Consider the following 20,304-nt stretch of genomic DNA (forward strand, 5'->3'; position numbering starts at 1 on the left):
CTACAAGTCGAGCAGGGTCGAAAGACGGGCTTAGTGATCCGGTGGTTCCGCATGGAAGGGCCATCGCTCAACGGATAAAAGCTACCCCGGGGATAACAGGCTTATCTCCCCCAAGAGTCCACATCGACGGGGAGGTTTGGCACCTCGATGTCGGCTCATCGCATCCTGGGGCTGTAGTCGGTCCCAAGGGTTGGGCTGTTCGCCCATTAAAGCGGTACGCGAGCTGGGTTCAGAACGTCGTGAGACAGTTCGGTCCCTATCCGTCGCGGGCGCAGGAAATTTGAGAGGAGCTGTCCTTAGTACGAGAGGACCGGGATGGACATACCGCTGGTGTACCAGTTGTCTTGCCAAAGGCATCGCTGGGTAGCTATGTATGGACGGGATAAATGCTGAAAGCATCTAAGCATGAAGCCCCCCTCAAGATGAGATTTCCCATTACGCAAGTAAGTAAGATCCCTCAAAGAAGATGAGGTGGATAGGTCCGGGGTGGAAGCGTGGCGACACGTGCAGCTGACGGATACTAATCGATCGAGGACTTAACCTTAAGTTATAAAGTACGGTTGAACTTGAAGTTCAGCAACAATGTTGGTTTTATCCGGTTTTGAACGAATAAGTATCGTTCAAATAAGTTTTTTTAAAAAAAGACTTGTAAATATCATCAGAGTTGGTATAATCAATATTGTCTTCATTGAAAGGCGATATAGTCTGGTGACGATGGCGAAGAGGTCACACCCGTTCCCATACCGAACACGGAAGTTAAGCTCTTCAGCGCCGATGGTAGTAGGGGGCTTCCCCCTGTGAGAGTAGGACGTCGCCGGGCCAACCAAATCATTACATAGTAAGCAGACAACGATAAAAAATGTACAAGCTACATAATTGGTCGAGTGAAGCTGACGTAGTAGTGAAAAGTTTATTGCAGCTCTTGGTATAAAGCGAGAGAAGCAAGCAGGTTGCAGAATAGCGCGATTTAAAAACGGAGGATTAGCTCAGCTGGGAGAGCACCTGCCTTACAAGCAGGGGGTCGGCGGTTCGAACCCGTCATCCTCCACCATATATATAAAATTAATGAATTGCCGGTGTAGCTCAGTTGGTAGAGCAACTGACTTGTAATCAGTAGGTCGTGGGTTCGACTCCTATCGCCGGCACCACTTTTTGAGCCATTAGCTCAGTTGGTAGAGCATCTGACTTTTAATCAGAGGGTCGCAGGTTCGAATCCTGCATGGCTCACCATTTCTTGACTCTCTGTCTTGATCTGAATATGCGGGTGTGGTGGAACTGGCAGACACGCTAGACTTAGGATCTAGTGCCGTAAGGCGTGGGGGTTCGACTCCCTTCACCCGCACTTTCAATGCGGAAGTAGTTCAGTGGTAGAATACGACCTTGCCAAGGTCGGGGTCGCGGGTTCGAATCCCGTCTTCCGCTCCATATCATTTGCCGGGGTGGCGGAACTGGCAGACGCACAGGACTTAAAATCCTGCGGTAGGTGACTACCGTACCGGTTCGATTCCGGTTCTCGGCACCAAACAAATATATATTGCGCCCGTAGCTCAATTGGATAGAGCGTCTGACTACGGATCAGAAGGTTGTGGATTCGAATTCTTCCGGGCGCGCCATTACTTTAAAAATATCGGGAAGTAGCTCAGCTTGGTAGAGCACTTGGTTTGGGACCAAGGGGTCGCAGGTTCGAATCCTGTCTTCCCGACCACTTCTTATGGGGCCTTAGCTCAGCTGGGAGAGCGCCTGCCTTGCACGCAGGAGGTCAGCGGTTCGATCCCGCTAGGCTCCACCAATTTACTACTTTAATGCTTTTCCTGGCGGCGTAGCTCAGCTGGCTAGAGCGTACGGTTCATACCCGTAAGGTCGGGGGTTCGATCCCCTCTGCCGCCATCCTAAAGGACCTTTAGCTCAGTTGGTTAGAGCAGACGGCTCATAACCGTCCGGTCGCAGGTTCGAGTCCTGCAAGGTCCACCACTATTTGAATAGTCATCACGGAGGAATACCCAAGCCTGGCTGAAGGGATCGGTCTTGAAAACCGACAGGGGTGTTAAAGCCCGCGGGGGTTCGAATCCCTCTTCCTCCGCCATATATATTTAAAACAGCAATAGTGGTTATCTAGGACAACTGAATTTGAAGAAATTATAACAAAGTCACAAAGCAAAACTGAATGCGTAGGATTTAAACTTCCTACAACTATTATTATCGCGGGGTGGAGCAGTGGCAGCTCGTCGGGCTCATAACCCGAAGGTCGCAGGTTCAAATCCTGCCCCCGCAACCAAATGGTCCCGTGGTGTAGCGGTTAACATGCCTGCCTGTCACGCAGGAGATCGCCGGTTCGATCCCGGTCGGGACCGCCATTTTCTTTAATTACATATCAGTTACGATTTGATGATTGCAGATTTCTAAGTGACTCAACAGAAATTATCAGCTATTCAAGTCAAATGTGGCTCAGTAGCTCAGTCGGTAGAGCAAAGGACTGAAAATCCTTGTGTCGGCGGTTCGATTCCGTCCTGAGCCACCATTCTTTGCGGGTGTAGTTTAGTGGTAAAACCTCAGCCTTCCAAGCTGATGATGAGGGTTCGATTCCCTTCACCCGCTCCATGGGCCTATAGCTCAGCTGGTTAGAGCGCACGCCTGATAAGCGTGAGGTCGGTGGTTCGAGTCCACTTAGGCCCATCATATTCCGCAGTAGCTCAGTGGTAGAGCAATCGGCTGTTAACCGATCGGTCGTAGGTTCGAGTCCTACCTGCGGAGCCAATTTTATACGGGGAAGTACTCAAGTGGCTCAAGAGGCGCCCCTGCTAAGGGCGTAGATCGCGAAAGCGGTGCGAGGGTTCGAATCCCTCCTTCTCCGCCATATTTTATTGGCCCCTTGGTCAAGCGGTTAAGACACCGCCCTTTCACGGCGGTAACACGGGTTCGAATCCCGTAGGGGTCATACTAGTAAGCAAGTGTAGAAGAGAATTTTTTCTTCTACACTTGCTTTTTTATTTGATTAGAATACTCTTGCTGTATAGGTTGAGAAGCGCATAAATGCTATGAACTGCGCATAAATGCTGTTAAAAGTCCATAAACGCCAAGTAAGACGCATAAAAGCAGCCATAGACGCATAAATCCCTGTAAACACGCATAACTCCGTAAAAGCCCGCGTAAAATGCTTTATGCGGGCTTCACTGGATTTATGCGCCGTTCAACTAGACTTATGCGTATATAATGCGATTTATGCGCACTATCCAGACTTTATGCGTCAATCTAAGCGTTTATGCGTGAATTTTCGATTTTATGAGCATTTCCGAATCAATAGGTCGAAAATCTTTAAAAAGGACTGTTGCAGGAAGTCGATTATCTCCGACATCATGCAACAGTCCTTGTTTTCTTATTTATCGTCTGTGTAGCCGTCACTTAGATGATACGGGATATCCCCGATAGGTGATTCCAAGCCTACATCATCTAACTCCTCTTCATATTCCTCTGATATCTCCGACCTTACAAATCCTCTTGTTTCGCCTGTGATATCTGTACTGATGAATTCCTCCACTTCTTCCACCGCGCCGTCCAATATTTTATCATCATAAAGAGTATTATAGTCATCATGATCTCCTATAAAATCGGAAGGTGTTTCCGAAGTGCCCGATTTGGCTATTTCTTGAAAGCTGTCTTCACTGTCTCTTTCATTGCTTTCCCTTCCAGTGCTTTCTCTTCTATCTGCGAAGGTGTTGGGATTGGCCATAATGAGAATATCCTCTTCCGATGGTCGATCGTTCGGAATATCCCTCTCAGGCGTATGATCTATACAGTACGTCGTGTAGGGAAGTGCCTCCAGCCTTTCAAAGGGAATTTCATTTTTACATACTTCACAATATCCGTATGTTCCATTTGTTAAAGCATTCAAAGCATGCTCGACTTTATCTGATTCGTCTCCTGCATGGACATGCAGGGCTAGGTCCTTTTCTCTTTCAAAAAGTTCAGTTCCCATGTCTCCCGGGTGATTATCATAAGTTGATAACTCTCCGACTTCTTCCCGGGCAGAATCTCTAATGTCGGTTGTACTTTCCGTTTTCTGCAATTGTGATTTCATTTCAAGCAAACTTTCTTTAAGTTCGGCTTTCTGTTCATTCGTTAACATGATCAGCACATCCTTTTATGTTAGTTGCATTAGTATGGTCATAGCCCGATGACTTCATAGCAATGAAAGCATTTGTACCTTCTCAATTCCTTTTGAATCGATGAATTAAACATGGAAGACAAATACAGACAAAAAAAGGACTTGCTATAGCGCAAGTCCATCCAAAAAATTATAGATAATGTCCAATTAGGATGCCGATACCTAATAATAAACCGAATAACGTATTTGTGACAGCTGTGTTCTTCATGGCAGGCATGACCTGCAATGGCAGCAGATGTGTGCGGAAGGTGACAACCGCATCTATCGGTTTACGGACACTAAGAAATACGAGCAAAGCCCACGGGGTGAGATAACCTAAAGCTATCAGTATGATTATCCAACAATAAGAGACGATAAAGAATGAAGCAAGGATTGTAATCGCATTGGATCTTCCGACTAGAATGGCTAACGTCTTCCTGCCGCCTTCTTTATCACCTTCCAGGTCACGGATGTTGTTTGCCAACATGATAGCAGCGACAAGGAGCATGCTTGGAATGGAAATGAGCACTGCGTCTGTCGTTACTATGCCCGTTTGGATATAGAAGGCAATCAGAATCAGCAGCATTCCCATGACCACACCTGAAACTAGCTCTCCAAAAGGTGTGTAGGCGATTGGCAGTGGTCCGCCGGTATACAAATAACCGATCAACATTGAGATGGCCCCAACTAAGGCTAGCGTCCAGGAAGTTTCCATGCAAATATAAATCCCGATGAGAACTGAAACTACATATAACGCTAGAGCAATGAGCAATACCGTTATCGGCTTGACGCCATTCCGAACGATTGTCCCGCCGATGCCAACAGAGTTTTCATTGTCCAATCCGCGTTTGAAATCGTAATATTCATTGAACATATTGGTAGCCATCTGTATGAAAAGGCTCGCAATCAGCATGGCGAAAAATAACGGAAAATGCAGTTTTCCGTGAGTCAAAGCAATCATTGTACCTAGAAATACCGGAGCGAAAGCCGCAGTCAACGTATGTGGCCTCGTAAGCTGCCACCATATTCGCCACCCGGAATCAACTTTAATAGTATGTTGCACTGTATTCTCTCCTATCCTCATGTTTCCGATATCCATTGTACTCCAAAACGTCTGAAAGAGGTATCCTTGTTTGCATTATCTATGCGAGGATGACGAATTTCCGGTATAATGGAAGTAAGAAATTCATTCTTCGATAAAAAAATAATTAGCGTCTAATTGCAAGATGATGGTTTGAAGATAAAGGAGAGAAAATGATGGGTCACAAGATGACGGATGTTCGTGAAATGCAAAAAGTGATGATATCTCCAAGTACTCGCTTCTTCACGGAAACTGTCGAAGTTGGAAGGATATCACCTTTGTCTTTTTTTGAAGCAGGCGCTTCGCAATACAAAGACAGTCGGTTCTATTGGCAAAACGCCGATAAGACATTGACAATTGTCGGAATTGGACAAGCTTATACGTTGGCAACCGGGAGAACCGACGGCCGTTATAAAGACATATCAGAGCAATGGAAACAACTTTGCTCCATTCTAATAAAAGAGGAAAAAGATATTGATCCAGTCCTATTTGGAGGATTTTCATTTGATGAGGAAAACAGAAAGGAGTCGGAGTGGAATGAATTCCCGTCCGGGTATTTCGTTGTGCCTTCTTTCCAATTGAGGATCGAGGAAGGAAAGACTTTCATTTCCATCAATATGATTACGGATCATAAAGAAGCCGCTTTGGATTTTGAAAGACTTCGGGAAGAGCGTGACAAACTTATCCATATCGCTCAGGTAGAGGAGTTTGACTTTGCCAATCATAATAAGGTCATCGCAACTACGGAGCGGGGCAAAGAGCAGTATTTGAAAGCCGTCGAAAATGCCACAGAATCAATACAGCAAGGCAATGCGGACAAAGTCGTCATCGCTCGGGCGCTTGAACTTCAATTTGAGCAGGAAGTAAATAGCGTCAAAGCATTGCATGCAATTACAAATGAACAGCAGGAGAGCTATCATTTCGGCCTTCAAAAAGGGGAGTCGCTGTTTTTTGGTGCGACGCCTGAACGTCTAATTGAAATTAAGAATGGGAAAGCCTACTCGGCATGTGTAGCCGGATCGATCCGTCGCGGGAAATCGGCACAGGAAGACCGGGAACTTGGTGAAGCACTATTGGGTGATCGAAAGAACCGCGAAGAGCATCAGCATGTTGTCAGCATGATCTCGAATATCTTTAATAAATACTGCACTGAAGTGCTCATCCCGAAAACGCCAAAACTAATGAAAATCAGGGATATACAACACCTCTATACGTCTGTGGAAGGGGCGCTTGGAGAGGAAAATGATATCTTCTCATTCGTAGAAGCATTGCATCCGACGCCGGCATTGGGAGGAGTCCCAACAGATGTTGCATTGGAAATCATTCGGCACGAGGAAGAAATGGATAGAGGATATTATGCTGCTCCTATAGGTTGGACAGATGCTGCAGGCAACGGAGAATTTGCAGTTGCCATCCGTTCCGGTTTACTCAATTCGGATCGGGCATATTTGTATGCGGGCGGAGGAATCGTTGCGGATTCCGTTCCCGAACTGGAATATGACGAGACGTGGGTGAAATTCAGACCGGTATTGCGGGCGCTAGGGGGAAAGTTGAATGGATGAACAACGAGTGTTGACAGACCATGTTTTACGAATGACTGATACGTTGCTGCAGGCGGGCGTGAAAGAGGCGGTCATAAGTCCGGGTTCCCGTTCAACGCCTCTCGCTTATGCTTTTGCTGCTTCGGATAAAATGGAGACATTTATGCAAGTGGATGAAAGGTCAGCAGCATATTTCGCACTCGGCTTGGCTAAGGCATCCGGCAGACCGGTTATCCTTCTATGCACATCGGGAACGGCAGCGTCAAACTACCACCCTGCAATCACTGAGGCGTTTTACGCTCGCATCCCGCTGATAGTCCTAACGGCTGACCGGCCGCATGAACTGAGGGGCGTGGGCGCGCCACAAGCGATCGATCAATTGAATATGTACGGCAAGCATGTGAAATTCAGTGTCGACCTTCCACTTGCGGAGGACAGTGAAGAGCTGGATTGGTTTTTGGAAAGGCACGTCAATCGTGCCGTTTCCGTTGCGATGACCAAACCGATGGGACCGATTCATTTGAACATTCCATTGCGAGAGCCTTTATTGATTGATTTCGACAGAAAACCGAGGGCATCGACTTTCGTTGAAAGGATCCATGGTGATATTGAACTTTCAATGATCCAGAAACAATCGCTTGCCGCTCTATTTTCGAAGACTGAACATGGGTTGATTGTCGTTGGGGAGTTGCCTATCGGATTTGATAAGGATGCATTCTGGAAGTTTGCAAGTCGATTAAAATGGCCTGTGTTATGTGATCCTTTATCCAACTTGAGATCGGAAGTGCCTGAAGATTGTAGATCATTATGTATCGTTCATTATGATGCCCTGTTGAAAAGTGAAACGTTCCAGTCGAAGGCGGTGCCTGACACGGTCATCCGTTTCGGAGCACAGCCGGTTTCGAAGCCATTGTCTTTATTCTTGAAGAAACACCGGCCGGAAGTGTTCGCCGCTGTGGATGAATCACCAGAATTCCGGGATTCGCTCGGTGTAGTCACACATCACCTGCAGTCATCACCGGAGGCGGTGTATGACGTGCCGGGACAGCAGGAAACGACCGTCTACAGTGAGATGTGGGCTTCAGCGGATAAATTCGCCGAGACCGCAACAAAACGGTATGAAGGCATTGCGGGGGATGAAGGTGTCATTGTAAAAACATTATTCGACATGCTTCCGGACGGCAGTGATTTGATAAGCGGCAGCAGCATGCCAATCCGTGACGTAGACACATTTTTCTGCAAGACTGAGAAAGATGTTGCCATATTTTCCAATAGGGGAACAAACGGCATTGACGGAGTTGTCTCCACGGCGTTCGGTATCGAAGCAGCACGAAAAAGACCTACGTATTTGCTAATTGGCGATTTGTCCTTTTTGCACGATGTCAATGGATTAATCGTATCCAGGTTCCATAAAACGAATTTGACGATTGTTATATTGAATAACGACGGTGGAGGCATTTTTTCATATCTTCCCCAAGCAGGCGTCGCCAACCATTTTGAAGAATTATTTGGGACACCTACAGGTTTGACATTCGAACATATCGGCGCCATGTATGACGCACAATATGCTGCCATACACACAGTTGAAGAGTTCAAGGCTGAAATGGAACTAGAAAAGACGAAAGACGTCCGAATCATTGAAGTGTTTACAAGCAGACCGGTGAATGTAAAGGCCCATCGAGCTTATTGGGCAGACATCATTGAAGGGCTTGAAGGAAATGATTGACCTCCAAGTCCCGGTGCGTGGTCTTTCTATCCATGTCGAGATGGAAGGGGATCCTCATTTGCCCGCCATCGTTTTTCTACACGGTTTTACAGGAACTGCATCCACTTGGAATGAAGTTCGGAAAGAATTAGAAGGAAAGTATCGGACGATTGCTATAGATTTGACGGGGCACGGTAAAACAAGCATTCCTGACAAACCAGAGCGCTACTCAATGGAGGAGCAGATTAAAGACCTGGAAGCCCTTTTTGGGCATTTGAAATTGGACTCCTTTTATTTGGTTGGCTACTCGATGGGCGGGCGCATTTCTCTGGCGTACACAATCAATTATCCCGAACGAGTGAAGGCTTTGATTCTTGAAAGCTCGTCTCCGGGCTTGTCGGAAGAACAAGATAGAGCCGCACGGAAGGCGGCTGACAAGTTGCTCGCAAGTAAGATAATTGAGGAAGGCATCACTACTTTTGTCGATAAATGGGAGAACATTCCCCTGTTTGATTCCCAAAAAAGTCTTCCTGCAGAAAAAAGGAGAGCGATTAGGAAGGAAAGACTGCAGCAAAATGAAATCGGATTGGCCAACAGTCTGTTAGGGATCGGAACGGGCAGCCAGGATTCTTATTGGAAAGCCCTTCATTCGATATCAAATCCTGTATTTCTTACTACGGGTGAATTGGATGCGAAATTTGTAGCAATTGCCCGGGAAATGAACTTACTTTCTCCTACTTGGCGACATGCTGTCGTTCCGGGGGCGGGACATGCAATTCACGTGGAAAAACCACGATTGTTTGCTACAATGGTTATGGAGTATTTGCAAGATCTATATTTGGAGGAGGAAGAAAATGACACGTCAATGGGAAACGATCCGTACATATGAAGATATCAAATATGAGAAGTACAACGGCATTGCAAAAGTGACGATTAACCGTCCTGAAGTGCGTAATGCATTCCGCCCTAAAACTGTAATGGAGTTGATCGATGCGTTTTCTCGTGCGCGAGATGATGAAAGCATCGGCGTCATCATTTTGACAGGAGAAGGCGAGAAAGCATTTTGTTCAGGCGGTGACCAATCCGTACGCGGACATGGAGGATATGTTGGGGATGACGAAATTCCACGTTTGAATGTCCTTGACCTGCAAAGATTGATCCGTGTCATTCCGAAGCCAGTAGTCGCAATGGTTGCAGGATATGCAATCGGTGGCGGGCATGTATTGCATGTCGTATGTGACTTGACGATTGCAGCAGATAATGCTCGTTTCGGACAAACAGGACCGAAAGTCGGTTCATTTGACGCTGGATATGGATCGGGTTATTTGGCTCGTATCATCGGTCATAAGAAAGCAAGGGAAATTTGGTATCTATGCCGCCAATACGATGCACAACAAGCATTGGATATGGGCCTCGTCAACACAGTTGTCCCTTATGAGCAATTGGAAGACGAAACGGTCCAATGGTGTGAAGAAATGCTCGCAATGAGCCCGACTGCGCTTCGTTTCATCAAAGCGGCAATGAATGCCGATACGGACGGACTAGCTGGTCTTCAACAACTGGCTGGAGACGCAACATTGCTTTACTACACAACGGAAGAAGCGAAAGAGGGACGTGACGCTTTCAAAGAGAAGCGTAAGCCTGACTTCGGCCAATTCCCACGTTTCCCTTAATATTGTTAGCATAGTAAATCTCCAAGCTGCCTGTTTAATTAGGCAGCTTTTCTATTCGAGAGGGAGGGTGAGTAAGTGATTCCTAATTGGTTATTGCAAAGGGCGTATTTGACGCCTGATCGGATGGCTCTTTCCTTTGGGGAGAATCAGTGGACATTCAGGCAACTCTCGGAAAAGGCGGCTACTATTGCCAGGAAATTACGATGGAATGGTCTTAACGAAGGGGACCGGATTGCCTTGTTGGGCCGATCGACACCCGAGATGGTTTTTGTCATCCATGGATGTCTGTTGGCGGGGCTCGAAATCGTCATGTTGAACAGCAGGCTATCCTCAAAAGAAATTTCATGGCAATTGAATGATTGCGGTGCCTCGACTTTGATAGCCGATGATGAATTTATTGATCATATTAGAGAGGTCAGCACTCCTAAGCTCTTATTTTCCGCAATTGAAATAAGTGAGACGAAACCTGTCACGTTTACGGAAATGTGGGAACCGTCAAGGACGATTACAATCATGTATACATCAGGGACGACAGGCTTTCCGAAAGGTGTTCGACAGACGGCTGGCAACCATACATCGAGTGCATTATCCTCAGTATTGAATTTAGGATTGTCGGAGGATGATATTTGGCTATGTACGATGCCGTTGTTCCATATAAGCGGGTTTTCAATACTCGCAAGGTCCGTTATTTATGGAATGGGTGTACGGTTGTATGAAAAATTTGATGCGGAATCGATTGTAGAGGAAATTGAAAAGGGGACTGTTACTAGGATTTCCGTTGTTGCGACAGGGCTTCATAGGATCCTGGATGAATTCGAGAAAAATAGGTCGGTTGCTCATCCTTCATTTCAGTCGATGTTAGCGGGCGGCGGCCCAGTACCGGATGATTATTTGCGTCGAGCTGTTCTTTATAGGCTGCCTGTTCTGCAAACATATGGAATGACGGAAACGAGTTCCCAAACTGCAACACTTTCATCTGAGGATGCCTTACGGAAGTCCGGCTCTGCAGGCAAGCCTTTATTCTTCAATCGAATCACGATCAGAGATGCAGAACAACCTGGAGAGTTTGGCGAGGTGCTCGTTATGGGGCCTCACGTTACACCGGGGTATATCGGGCATGCATCCGACAGGGAGCCGTTGGAAGACGGCTGGCTGTCGACGGGGGATATCGGCTATATCGATGAAGAGGGCTATTTATTCATTGTCGATAGACGATCAGATCTGATCATTTCCGGTGGTGAAAATATATATCCTGCTGAAATTGAAAATGTACTTATGTCGCATCCAGACGTAAAAGAAGCAGGTGTATGTGGAGTAACTCATCCTGAATGGGGCAGTGTGCCAGTCGCGTTCATTGTAGGCGACGAACATCTGACAGAATTGGATTTGGAAGAGTATTGTAACCAACAGCTTGGCAGATATAAAGTTCCAAAAGCATTCCATTTTGTAGACGAGCTGCCGCGCAATGCATCAAATAAATTGCTTCGTCGTGAACTGAAAGAATGGGCCTTGGACAAATGAAAAAGTAGGGTTGGAATCCCTCCTGGGAATTCCAACCCTACTTTTTGTATTAGTTACTAAGCGCTTTTTCAAGCACATTCAGATTGCGTTCCATCAATGTAAAGTACGTTTCATTATTTTTAATATCCTCCTGCGTGAGGACTCCCAAATTATGGAGCATCAGAGATTCTGCACCGATTTCCTTTCTAATGACTTCAGTCAACTTTGAGGAAACATTTTGTTCGAACAAAATATAGTTCACATTTTTCTCTTTTGCCTCTTCGACAATGGTAGCAAGCTGCTTTTGGGACGGTTCGCTTTGGGAATTCAATCCGGCAATCGCCACTTGATGTAAACCATATTCATCCGCAATGTAGCCGAACGCTGCATGCGATACGAAGAAGGTCTTAGAACTGGCCCTGTTTGCCATTTCCTTAAATCGCTCATCCAATTCCATCAAATCATCTTCCAAAAGATCGAAATTCTTTTCGAATGCTTCTTGCTGATCGGGCATATTTGAAATGAGCGCTTCTTTTATAGAGGTAGCGAGTTCGATGCTTAATTTTGGAGAAATCCACACATGGGGGTCGAATTGGCCATGGTCATGCCCGTCATGTCCTTCTTCGTCATTCTCTTCAAGCCCCTCTTCATCATGCCCTGCTTCCAGTTGATCTTCCGAAATGGCTTCCCCAGTAGCTACGAATTCCACTTGTTGGTTCTTCAATGTCTTTTGGGCATTTTCCACGAACCCTTCAAGCCCAAGTCCTATGTAAAAGAACAGGTCCGCATCAGAGAGCGCAATCATGTCCTTCTGTGTCGGATCGAATGAATGCTCATCCGCACCTGCCGGGTAGATGGACGTAACATTAATAAAATCCCCGCCGATCCGCTCCGTAAAATATTGTAGGGGATATACCGTAGTGAAGACGGTCAACTTCCCATCATTGCCGGTCTCTATTTTGCTTTTATCATTCTTGTTCCCACAAGCACTAATGAGTAACATCATGATGAGTGCGAGAAGAACGAGTGATTTTTTTTTCATAAGTAAATCCTCCGCTAACTTAATAGTAATGATTACGATTTGAATGCTTTTTAATAATACAAGATATGAACAGTTTCCGCAACTTACAAGTAAAAAAACCGGCCAAGGCCGGGAAGAGTTCATTTTTTTATATCGTTTTTATCAGGAACTGGATCAAAGCCACCTTCATGGAAAGGATGGCATTTCGAAATCCGGCGAATTGTCAGCCATGTCCCTTTTAGCGCGCCATGTTTCTGTAGCGCCTCCACACCGTAATGCGAGCATGTAGGGTAAAACCGGCATGATGGCGGGGTGAGTGGAGAGATGATTTTTTGATATGTTTTTATAATGTAGATCAGTATAGATTTCAATGTAAGAACTCCTTGCTTCCTCTTATATGTTTAGTTTATTGGTTCCAGTGGTAAATTAACAGAGAGAAGCATTATTAAAAAGGTGAAGAGGGGTTTTTTTATGTCCAAGGAATTGATGGAAGAACTAAATGTACAAGTATCCACATGGTCAGTCATGTATGCGAAATTGCATAATTATCATTGGTATGTAAAAGGGAAGCAGTTTTTCACGCTCCATGCAAAATTTGAAGAGCTTTACAATGAGGCGACAGCACATATGGATGAAATCGCTGAAAGAATCTTGACGCTTGGAGGAAATCCGACGGCGACTTTAAAAGAGCATTTGGAGCAATCGGTCGTAAAAGAAGCAAAAGGTGATGAAAAAGCCGAGGATATGGTGAAGACAATCGCCGATGATTTCGATAAAATTATGAAATCCTTGAAAAAAGGAATGGATGCTGCCGCTGAAGACGGCGATGATATGACGGAAGATATATTGAATGCAACGTATCAAAGCATTGAAAAGCACCAATGGATGTTGAATGCATTCCTTGGTGAAGATAATAAATGATGACCTGGTCTTGAATCATTGTTTTTTATTCCGATAAAAGCATTGTAGAGGAGGAATGGGTTATGGACATGAACTCCATTATGGCAAGTCAATTGAGAAGTTTGCAATCTACTGTTCAATTGAGTGTCATGAACAAGGCATTATCGGTGAATGCAAATGCAGTGACGGATATGCTGCAAAGTATGCAGGACCAACCGGCAGCCCATCCTTATAAAGGCTCCGCTGTCGATATGAAAGCATGAAGAATAGAGTGTGGATTTCCTGTTAACCTAGGAAATCCGCACTTTATTTTTGTTGACTCCACTTATTATGTGTAAAATGGGGTACGGGAAGGATAGGGATCATAATAGGAGGCGACATCATGTCACATATCCAATTCATACGGAATTTAATTATTGAAACGCCATCAAAACCTGGAAATTTCGCAAAGGTGGCACTAGCCATCGGTGAATTGAAGGGTGATATTGGAGATATCCAAACAATCAAAGTTGGTACGTTGTCGACAATAAGGGATGTTTCCGTTCAGTGCACGAGCGAGGAGCAGTTGGAGAAAATTGTAGAAGCCATTAATACAATCGGGGATGGAATTCAAGTACATGCTGTAACGGATGATGTTTTGCATGCACATGAAGGCGGCAAGATTGCGATGAAGAGCAGGGTGGAAGTCCGTTCCCTTGGAGATCTCCGAAGAATTTACACGCCAGGAGTCGCTAATGTATGTAAAGTGATTCAAAACGATCCGGTGCAGGCAGAGTATTTCACTGGCATTTCAAACACGGTCGCCATTGTGACGGACGGGACGGCAATTTTAGGTCTTGGAAATATTGGTCCTGTCGCAGGAATGCCTGTCATGGAAGGAAAGGCGGTCCTGTTCGATCAATTCGCAGGTATCAGCGGTATTCCAATATTACTTAACACGAGTGATCCCGATGAAGTTGTGGAAACCGTCAAGCATATCCACCAAAGCTTCGGAGGGATTCTATTGGAGGATATCGGGTCGCCGCATTGTTTCGAAATTGAAGAGCGTCTAAAATCGGAACTACCTATTCCGGTCATGCATGACGACCAACACGGAACAGCTGTCGTCACGCTGGCTTCAGCACTTTCGGCATGCCGACAATCGGGAGTGGAATTATCTCAATCCGTCGTCGGCCAAATTGGATTGGGTGCGGCGGGCCTTGCAATTAGCAGGATGTTCATGGCATATGGTGTGAAGGAAATGCGCGGTGTTGATCCGAATCCTGAAGCCATTGAAAGACTGAAACAGCATGGCGGAACCGCTTTGGGATCAGTCGAAGAGATTATGCAAACTTGTGATATTGTTATTGCAACGACTGGCGTGCAAGGGTTAATCAAACCCGATATGGTCCGTAAAGGTCAAATTATTTTGGCGCTGTCCAATCCGAATGCGGAAATTGATCCGGAAGCTGCATTAGAAGCAGGAGCTGCATTTGCCGCGGATGGCAGGCAAGTGAATAATATACTAGGTTTTCCTGGAATTTTCAGGGGTGCTTTGAATGCGCATGCGAAAGAGATCACATATCCGATGCTCATCACTGCTGCGCTCGCAATTCTGGATAGTACGAAACCGGGTGACCTCGTTCCGCATCCATTGGATCCAGCAGTGCATGAAAATGTCGCGAACGCTGTGGAACGCGTCGCAAATGAAAACGTGAGTTCAATCTAAAGTGCTGTATCGTTTATCCAAAGTGATCCATACTACGACAAAAAAGGATGGGTCACTTATGGAAAACGACAAAGTCAGAATGTACGTATCAATCGCCAATCAACAAATCTATCCACATAAATATGCTTCACCATGGGAATACGAGGTGGAGATGAGCCGGGAGTTTCTGCCGGTTTTCCAACAACTATTCAGTCAGATGGATCGACTGGAATTCCGCAACTTCCTGCGATCCCATTTGCCATACATCCCTTATCATTATGATCGGGACAATCATGATGTCGATCGCAGGACGATGATGCTCTATGCATTGATCCATGAATTTACGGATGTTGAAACGAAGAAGTTCATTGAACAGCTGCCGTATTTCGCAAAAGGCAGGCCCTTGATCACTTCAGCTCCCGTTCAACCATCCAATTGAGCGAGAAAGGACGTGAAGTCAAATAGCAACTACATTTAAGGATTTACGAGGAGCACAAGTTGAGCTGACTTTCGGGGAGAATCGCTTAGGCATGGAAGCTAGACATGTGCTCGTTGTATTGAAGCATGAAGGGAGATGGCTCGTTACTCGCCACTCCATCCGCGGTATCGAATTCCCCGGCGGCAAGGCGGAAGACGGTGAAACGATTTCCGAAGCCGCAATTCGAGAAACGATTGAAGAAACAGGCGTGACAATTACGGATCTTGTCAAATTTGCCGAGTACGTCGTCATGAGCAATGTGACTTTTTGCAAGGCGGTATTTACAGGGAAAGTTTCCAGCATTGATGAAAATCCAAAGTTATTCGAAACGGAAGGCGCATTGTGGATGACCGATGAAGAATTGGCAAATTGCAATGAGCTGAGTTTCCATATGAAAGATGCCGGAATGGTAAAAATCCGAAAGTGGGTGGATGCATATGTTTCCTAACGGGGCGATTTTCCACCGGAGAGCGTATCCATCGCCGAATCCAAGTATCCGTCTTGAAGAAATAACGTATTGGTCGGATGGGCTGAAGGTGAAGGGTTTGCTTGCTGAACCGATAAGTGGAGGCAACTATGAAGGGATCATCTATTTACGCGGGGGCATGCAGCATATCGGCATGGTCCGTCCTGCCCGGATAGCCCAGTTCGCTTCCCAAGGTTTTGTCGTATTTGCTCCTTATTACCGTGGCAACAGGGGCGGAGAAGGGCGTGATGAGTTCGCAGGGGACGATCGCCAAGATGCGGTCTATGCAGTTGAAGTCCTAAAGCAGAGTCCGAAGTTGAACAAGGATCGTATTCATCTGTATGCTTTCTCCCGTGGCGGTATCATGGCACTATGGACAGCGATTTTGCGCGAGGATATCACGTCTGTTGTGACATGGGCGGGTGTCTCGGATGTCATCTTTACATATAATGAACGCGAGGATATGCGCCGGATGATGAAGCGTGTCATTGGCGGCACTCCGAATAGCATGCCCGATGCCTATCGGGAACGGACGGCATTATTCAGGGTGGATGAAATCAATGCTCCTGTTTTGATTATCCACGGGATGAAAGATGAAAATGTTTCTTTTGAGCAGGCGATACTGCTTGAGGATGCATTGCGTGAGAAGGAGAAGCAGTACGAAACTTGGTATTTTCCCGACTATACCCATTATTTCCCGACCGCACATAATGCACAGATCGTACGGGATTTATGTGATTGGATGAGACAGCAAGGGAATGAATAAAATTAATAAAAAAACAACCGTTAATGGTTGTTTTTTTATTTGACATGATTAAGCTTCGCTTTTTTTACCAGCATTATTTGGAACAAGGAAGATAATTGATAACAATGCAATCGCTGCGAAAATGACGTTAGCGATGATACCTCCAGTTGCTGCTGCATGTACCCCGTTATTTTCTGAAATCACAGCATAGACAGTAGCTGAAATTGAGACTCCAAAAGCTCCACCGAGGGAACTTGCCATTTTATAAATTCCTGAAGCGGCCCCTATTTTTTCATCGGGTGCATTCGATACGGCAGTGTCGGTGGAAGGGGTCGCATAAATACCCAACCCAAATCCGAACAAAGCAAAACCTATGAATACTACGACAGTATAGGGGAGATCCGGTAAAAACGTGAGACCCATCACACCAACACCGATGAGTGTAAATATAGTACCCCATACCATCGGTTTTTTTGCACCGACTTTTTGAAGAATCTTTTCACCGACGCGAATCATGGATAGGACAACAACTAAATAACCAATGGAAAGCATACCAGATTGGAAAGATGTAAATCCCCGTCCTTGTTGTACGTACGTATTTGCAACGACAAGCGTTCCAGCCACAGCATTAAGCAAGAAGTTTGAAATAGTTGCCCCTGTATAGGGCATGTTTCTAAATAATTTAAAATCGATTAATGCGTTCTCCTTGCCACTCTCAACTTTAATAAAGGCCAAGGCACCAATAACAGCAACGGCTATCAAAACAATTGTGATCCAGTTAGTCCAACCAAGTTCATCACCTTGTGTGATGAAAATATTCAATGCCAACATTGTGATAACGAATACAATCAGACCGCTCACATCAAACTTGGAAGTACCGGTTTGTTTTGCTTTACTTTCAGGAGTGTCTTTAAGTAACCATAAGGCAAGAATTGCAAAAATGATGGAGAAAATGAAAATCCATTTCCACCCCAAGTATGTTGCAACAGCTCCCCCAAATAATGAACAAACGCCAGAACCACCCCAAGAACCGATTGACCAGTAACTAAGTGCCCGTTGACGTTCTGCCCCTTCAAAATATGCTTTCATCAAGGCAATCGTTGAAGGCATAATACACGCAGCCGATAAACCTTGAATAATCCGGCCAATAATGAGTAAGATTGCTCCATTTGCAAAGACAAGACAAAGGGAGCCAATAATACTTAGAATAAGACCAATATTTGTTATTTTCTTCCGTCCGACTTTATCAGCAAGGCCACCTGCTGCAACAATGAATATTCCTGAAAAAAGTGCGGTTAAACTAATTGCAATGTTTAAAGTCCCAGAAGATACACCTAAATCTTTCTGAACTGCAGGTACAACGTTTACCATTGCCTGCGCAAATAACCAGAATGTCAATACACCAAATACGATCCCTATAATCAATTTGTCTGTCCCTTTGTAGGCAGTTGTCATAAGTTACTCTCCCTCTTTACTCACTTAATTCATTGTCTGCAGAATTAGTGGTTCTATACAAACATATAGTTGAGCAAACTTTATGGGAGAAAATCCACTTGCAGAATGCCGAAATACAAAAAGATCCAGGTGCGGTAACTGCACCTGGATCTTTATCTTTTTTATATTGATTAGGCGATTGGACCGCCTTTTTGAATAATATCTTCAGAAACATGACCGAATTTCGTGAAGTTTTCGCGGAAGAGGTCTGCCAGTTCTTTCGCTTTTTGATCATAAGCCGCTGGATCGCTCCATGCATTGCGAGGGTTCAACACTTCAGTCGGTACACCGGCAATAACTTTTGGCATTGAAAGACCGAAAATAGCATTTTTCTCGAATTCTGTATTGTTCAATTCGCCAGCAAGCGCTGCGCGGACCATAGTGCGGGTATGCTTCAATGCCATACGCTGACCTACGCCGTAAACTCCGCCAGTCCAACCTGTGTTGACGAGGAATACTTGTGCATCATGTTCGTCGATTTTCTTCCCTAGCATTTCTGCGTAAACCGTTGCAGGCAATGGAAGGAAAGGAGCACCAAAGCATGTAGAGAACGTTGCTTCCGGTGAAGTGACGCCGCGTTCAGTTCCTGCAAGCTTCGAAGTGAAGCCGCTAAGGAAGTGATACATCGCTTGTTCCTTCGTCAATTTAGAGATTGGAGGCAATACCCCGAATGCATCCGCAGTCAAGAAGATGATTGTTTTTGGATGTCCCGCCGCCGAAGGCACTGCGATGTTGTCGATATAATGAATTGGATATGCTGCACGCGTGTTTTCAGTCAATGAATTATTATCATAATCTGGCTTGCGCGTCTTTTCATCCAAAACGACGTTTTCCAAGACCGAACCGAAACGGATCGCTCCGTAAATTTCAGGTTCTTTCTCTTGTGAAAGATTGATCGTTTTTGCATAGCAGCCGCCTTCGATATTGAATACACCGTTTTCGGACCAGCCGTGCTCGTCATCACCGATCAGCTTGCGGTCAGCATCTGCGGAAAGCGTCGTTTTTCCTGTGCCGGAAAGGCCGAAGAACAAAGCGACATCCCCTTCTTCACCAACGTTAGCTGAGCAGTGCATTGGAAGAATTCCTCGCTCAGGAAGCAAGTAGTTCATGACGGAGAAAATGGATTTTTTCATTTCTCCTGCATATTCCGTACCGCCGATCAACACAATGCGCTTTTCAAGTGATACAATGATGAAGGTTTCGGATTTCGTTCCGTCCACTTTAGGATCAGCCTTGAACGTCGGAGCAGCAATAACTGTGAATTGTGCTTCATGCGTTTTCAACTCTTCTGCAGTAGGGCGGATGAAGAGATTATGGACAAATAGGTTTTGCCATGCAAATTCGTTAATGACTTGGATGGATAGCTGAGAGTTTTTATCAGCTCCTGCAAAGCCTTTGAATACGAAGAGTTCTTCCTTCGCTTTTAAGTGGGTAAGAACTTTATTATATAATGAATCAAAGATCTCAGATGAAATCGGTCGGTTCACTTTGCCCCAGTCGATTTTGTCTTTTGAAGAGTCTTCTTCGACAATGTATTTGTCCTGAGGAGAACGACCAGTATACTTTCCTGTCTCGGCAGTAAGGGCGCCGTCTGCGGAAAGTTTCGCTTCTCCACGGGAAGTAGCTTTTTCAACCAGTTCCGCCACTGAAGGCTGTATGTTTACGTTGTTGCCTGAAAGTAACTCGTGTAATCCGTTTTCAATTTTAGCTGAAATCATTTTTTGGTACCGTCCTTTGCATGTAATCCCATTAGATGGGTATCATCACATTTCGTAAATAGTATAACACATTTAGAATAATAATCTATACTAATGAAAAACTCAAGTATATATGTGTAAAAATGTTTGACAAAGTGCATACTTTTTCGTAGGA

17 protein-coding genes, 20 tRNA genes and 2 rRNA genes (1 of these 39 cut by a window edge) are annotated in these 20,304 nt (G+C 45.3%); 33 read left to right on the top strand and 6 right to left on the bottom strand.

All coding sequences use genetic code 11. From position 1 onward, the window contains the following. The 22 genes from OC538_RS17095 to OC538_RS17200 all read left to right on the top strand — a co-directional run. Positions 1–544 (top strand): 23S ribosomal RNA (locus OC538_RS17095) (it extends 2,390 nt beyond the left edge of the window). A gap of 160 nt (positions 545–704) precedes the next feature. Further along, a 5S ribosomal RNA gene (rrf, locus tag OC538_RS17100) occupies positions 705–820 on the top strand. Between the two features lie 155 nt (positions 821–975). Beyond that, positions 976–1,051: transfer RNA gene (locus OC538_RS17105), tRNA-Val, on the top strand. 21 nt (positions 1,052–1,072) lie between these two features. Further along, a tRNA-Thr gene (locus OC538_RS17110) sits at positions 1,073–1,148 on the top strand. Positions 1,149–1,154: 6 nt separating this feature from the next. Then, positions 1,155–1,230 (top strand) — tRNA-Lys (locus OC538_RS17115). A gap of 30 nt (positions 1,231–1,260) precedes the next feature. Continuing rightward, positions 1,261–1,342 (top strand) — tRNA-Leu (locus tag OC538_RS17120). Positions 1,343–1,350: 8 nt separating this feature from the next. After that, positions 1,351–1,425: transfer RNA gene (locus OC538_RS17125), tRNA-Gly, on the top strand. 8 nt (positions 1,426–1,433) lie between these two features. Continuing rightward, a tRNA-Leu gene (locus OC538_RS17130) sits at positions 1,434–1,522 on the top strand. A 14-nt stretch (positions 1,523–1,536) separates the two neighbouring features. Next, positions 1,537–1,613: transfer RNA gene (locus OC538_RS17135), tRNA-Arg, on the top strand. Between the two features lie 15 nt (positions 1,614–1,628). Further along, positions 1,629–1,705 (top strand) — tRNA-Pro (locus OC538_RS17140). 8 nt (positions 1,706–1,713) lie between these two features. Further along, positions 1,714–1,789 (top strand) — tRNA-Ala (locus OC538_RS17145). Between the two features lie 24 nt (positions 1,790–1,813). Continuing rightward, positions 1,814–1,887: transfer RNA gene (locus tag OC538_RS17150), tRNA-Met, on the top strand. Positions 1,888–1,894: 7 nt separating this feature from the next. Continuing rightward, positions 1,895–1,971: transfer RNA gene (locus OC538_RS17155), tRNA-Ile, on the top strand. A gap of 19 nt (positions 1,972–1,990) precedes the next feature. Next, positions 1,991–2,083 (top strand) — tRNA-Ser (locus OC538_RS17160). 117 nt (positions 2,084–2,200) lie between these two features. Continuing rightward, positions 2,201–2,275: transfer RNA gene (locus tag OC538_RS17165), tRNA-Met, on the top strand. Positions 2,276–2,278: 3 nt separating this feature from the next. Next, positions 2,279–2,354 (top strand) — tRNA-Asp (locus OC538_RS17170). A gap of 88 nt (positions 2,355–2,442) precedes the next feature. Continuing rightward, positions 2,443–2,518: transfer RNA gene (locus OC538_RS17175), tRNA-Phe, on the top strand. 6 nt (positions 2,519–2,524) lie between these two features. After that, positions 2,525–2,598 (top strand) — tRNA-Gly (locus tag OC538_RS17180). Position 2,599: 1 nt separating this feature from the next. After that, positions 2,600–2,673 (top strand) — tRNA-Ile (locus tag OC538_RS17185). 6 nt (positions 2,674–2,679) lie between these two features. Then, positions 2,680–2,754: transfer RNA gene (locus OC538_RS17190), tRNA-Asn, on the top strand. Between the two features lie 9 nt (positions 2,755–2,763). Beyond that, positions 2,764–2,854 (top strand) — tRNA-Ser (locus OC538_RS17195). Positions 2,855–2,863: 9 nt separating this feature from the next. After that, positions 2,864–2,935, top strand: a tRNA-Glu gene (locus OC538_RS17200). A 438-nt stretch (positions 2,936–3,373) separates the two neighbouring features. Here the strand turns inward: OC538_RS17200 and OC538_RS17205 are convergent. Together OC538_RS17205 and OC538_RS17210 are read right to left on the bottom strand one after the other, a co-directional pair. Continuing rightward, positions 3,374–4,123, bottom strand: a complete 750-nt coding sequence (locus OC538_RS17205; RefSeq protein ID WP_262177574.1) for a TraR/DksA C4-type zinc finger protein — start codon at positions 4,121–4,123, stop codon at positions 3,374–3,376. A gap of 169 nt (positions 4,124–4,292) precedes the next feature. Then, positions 4,293–5,204, bottom strand: a complete 912-nt coding sequence (locus OC538_RS17210; protein ID WP_262177576.1) for a 1,4-dihydroxy-2-naphthoate polyprenyltransferase — start codon at positions 5,202–5,204, stop codon at positions 4,293–4,295. A gap of 194 nt (positions 5,205–5,398) precedes the next feature. On the opposite strand from OC538_RS17210, the gene OC538_RS17215 reads away from it, so the two are divergent. The 5 genes from OC538_RS17215 to OC538_RS17235 all read left to right on the top strand — a co-directional run bounded on the left by OC538_RS17215 (position 5,399) and on the right by OC538_RS17235 (position 11,662). Next, positions 5,399–6,784 carry an isochorismate synthase MenF gene (locus OC538_RS17215; protein WP_262177578.1) on the top strand — a complete coding sequence of 462 codons (1,386 nt, stop codon included), beginning with the start codon at positions 5,399–5,401 and terminating at the stop codon, positions 6,782–6,784. Then, positions 6,777–8,489 carry a 2-succinyl-5-enolpyruvyl-6-hydroxy-3-cyclohexene-1-carboxylic-acid synthase gene (gene menD, locus OC538_RS17220; protein ID WP_262177579.1) on the top strand — a complete coding sequence of 571 codons (1,713 nt, stop codon included), beginning with the start codon at positions 6,777–6,779 and terminating at the stop codon, positions 8,487–8,489. Before OC538_RS17215 ends, menD begins: the two co-directional genes overlap by 8 nt. Next, the gene (menH, locus tag OC538_RS17225; protein WP_251695197.1) at positions 8,464–9,357 is read left to right on the top strand and encodes a 2-succinyl-6-hydroxy-2,4-cyclohexadiene-1-carboxylate synthase; all 894 of its coding nucleotides are present in this window, start codon (positions 8,464–8,466) and stop codon (positions 9,355–9,357) included. The genes menD and menH overlap by 26 nt, the downstream gene beginning before the upstream one ends. Beyond that, the gene (gene menB, locus OC538_RS17230; RefSeq protein ID WP_251623560.1) at positions 9,323–10,141 is read left to right on the top strand and encodes a 1,4-dihydroxy-2-naphthoyl-CoA synthase; all 819 of its coding nucleotides are present in this window, start codon (positions 9,323–9,325) and stop codon (positions 10,139–10,141) included. Before menH ends, menB begins: the two co-directional genes overlap by 35 nt. Before the next feature lie 75 nt (positions 10,142–10,216). Next, the gene (locus OC538_RS17235) at positions 10,217–11,662 is read left to right on the top strand and encodes an o-succinylbenzoate--CoA ligase (RefSeq protein ID WP_262177583.1); all 1,446 of its coding nucleotides are present in this window, start codon (positions 10,217–10,219) and stop codon (positions 11,660–11,662) included. 49 nt (positions 11,663–11,711) lie between these two features. On the opposite strand, the gene OC538_RS17240 is transcribed toward OC538_RS17235, so the two are convergent. Together OC538_RS17240 and yidD are read right to left on the bottom strand one after the other, a co-directional pair. Beyond that, the gene (locus OC538_RS17240) at positions 11,712–12,683 is read right to left on the bottom strand and encodes a metal ABC transporter solute-binding protein, Zn/Mn family (RefSeq protein WP_262177585.1); all 972 of its coding nucleotides are present in this window, start codon (positions 12,681–12,683) and stop codon (positions 11,712–11,714) included. A gap of 119 nt (positions 12,684–12,802) precedes the next feature. Further along, on the bottom strand, positions 12,803–13,033 hold the full coding sequence (yidD, locus tag OC538_RS17245; RefSeq protein WP_262177586.1) for a membrane protein insertion efficiency factor YidD: 231 nt from the start codon (positions 13,031–13,033) through the stop codon (positions 12,803–12,805). Positions 13,034–13,133: 100 nt separating this feature from the next. Between yidD and OC538_RS17250 the strand changes: the two genes are divergently transcribed. From OC538_RS17250 to OC538_RS17275, 6 genes are all read left to right on the top strand, one after another. Next, positions 13,134–13,583 carry a Dps family protein gene (locus OC538_RS17250; protein ID WP_251695084.1) on the top strand — a complete coding sequence of 150 codons (450 nt, stop codon included), beginning with the start codon at positions 13,134–13,136 and terminating at the stop codon, positions 13,581–13,583. A gap of 62 nt (positions 13,584–13,645) precedes the next feature. Further along, positions 13,646–13,825 carry a putative motility protein gene (locus OC538_RS17255; RefSeq protein WP_251699252.1) on the top strand — a complete coding sequence of 60 codons (180 nt, stop codon included), beginning with the start codon at positions 13,646–13,648 and terminating at the stop codon, positions 13,823–13,825. 119 nt (positions 13,826–13,944) lie between these two features. Beyond that, complete coding sequence (locus OC538_RS17260; RefSeq protein ID WP_262177590.1) at positions 13,945–15,270, top strand: NAD-dependent malic enzyme; 1,326 nt, start codon at positions 13,945–13,947, stop codon at positions 15,268–15,270. Positions 15,271–15,328: 58 nt separating this feature from the next. Continuing rightward, positions 15,329–15,688: a transposase gene (locus OC538_RS17265; protein ID WP_251695081.1), complete on the top strand. Its 360-nt coding sequence runs from the start codon at positions 15,329–15,331 to the stop codon at positions 15,686–15,688. Positions 15,689–15,779: 91 nt separating this feature from the next. Further along, positions 15,780–16,175, top strand: coding sequence for an NUDIX hydrolase (locus tag OC538_RS17270; RefSeq protein WP_251695080.1), 396 nt, complete (start codon positions 15,780–15,782; stop codon positions 16,173–16,175). Next, on the top strand, positions 16,165–16,959 hold the full coding sequence (locus tag OC538_RS17275; RefSeq protein WP_251695079.1) for an alpha/beta hydrolase family protein: 795 nt from the start codon (positions 16,165–16,167) through the stop codon (positions 16,957–16,959). Before OC538_RS17270 ends, OC538_RS17275 begins: the two co-directional genes overlap by 11 nt. Before the next feature lie 48 nt (positions 16,960–17,007). Here OC538_RS17275 and OC538_RS17280 read toward each other — a convergent pair whose 3' ends face one another. Both OC538_RS17280 and pckA read right to left on the bottom strand, forming a co-directional pair. After that, entirely contained in the window at positions 17,008–18,393 is a 1,386-nt protein-coding gene (locus tag OC538_RS17280; RefSeq protein WP_262177593.1) for an MFS transporter, read from the bottom strand. Between the two features lie 170 nt (positions 18,394–18,563). Further along, positions 18,564–20,150 carry a phosphoenolpyruvate carboxykinase (ATP) gene (gene pckA / locus OC538_RS17285; protein ID WP_251695077.1) on the bottom strand — a complete coding sequence of 529 codons (1,587 nt, stop codon included), beginning with the start codon at positions 20,148–20,150 and terminating at the stop codon, positions 18,564–18,566. Positions 20,151–20,304: the final 154 nt, after the last annotated feature.

Origin of the sequence: Saccharococcus sp. Marseille-Q5394 (genome assembly GCF_946901335.1) — a bacterium.
GTDB lineage: Bacteria > Bacillota > Bacilli > Bacillales_A > Planococcaceae > Sporosarcina > Sporosarcina luteola_C.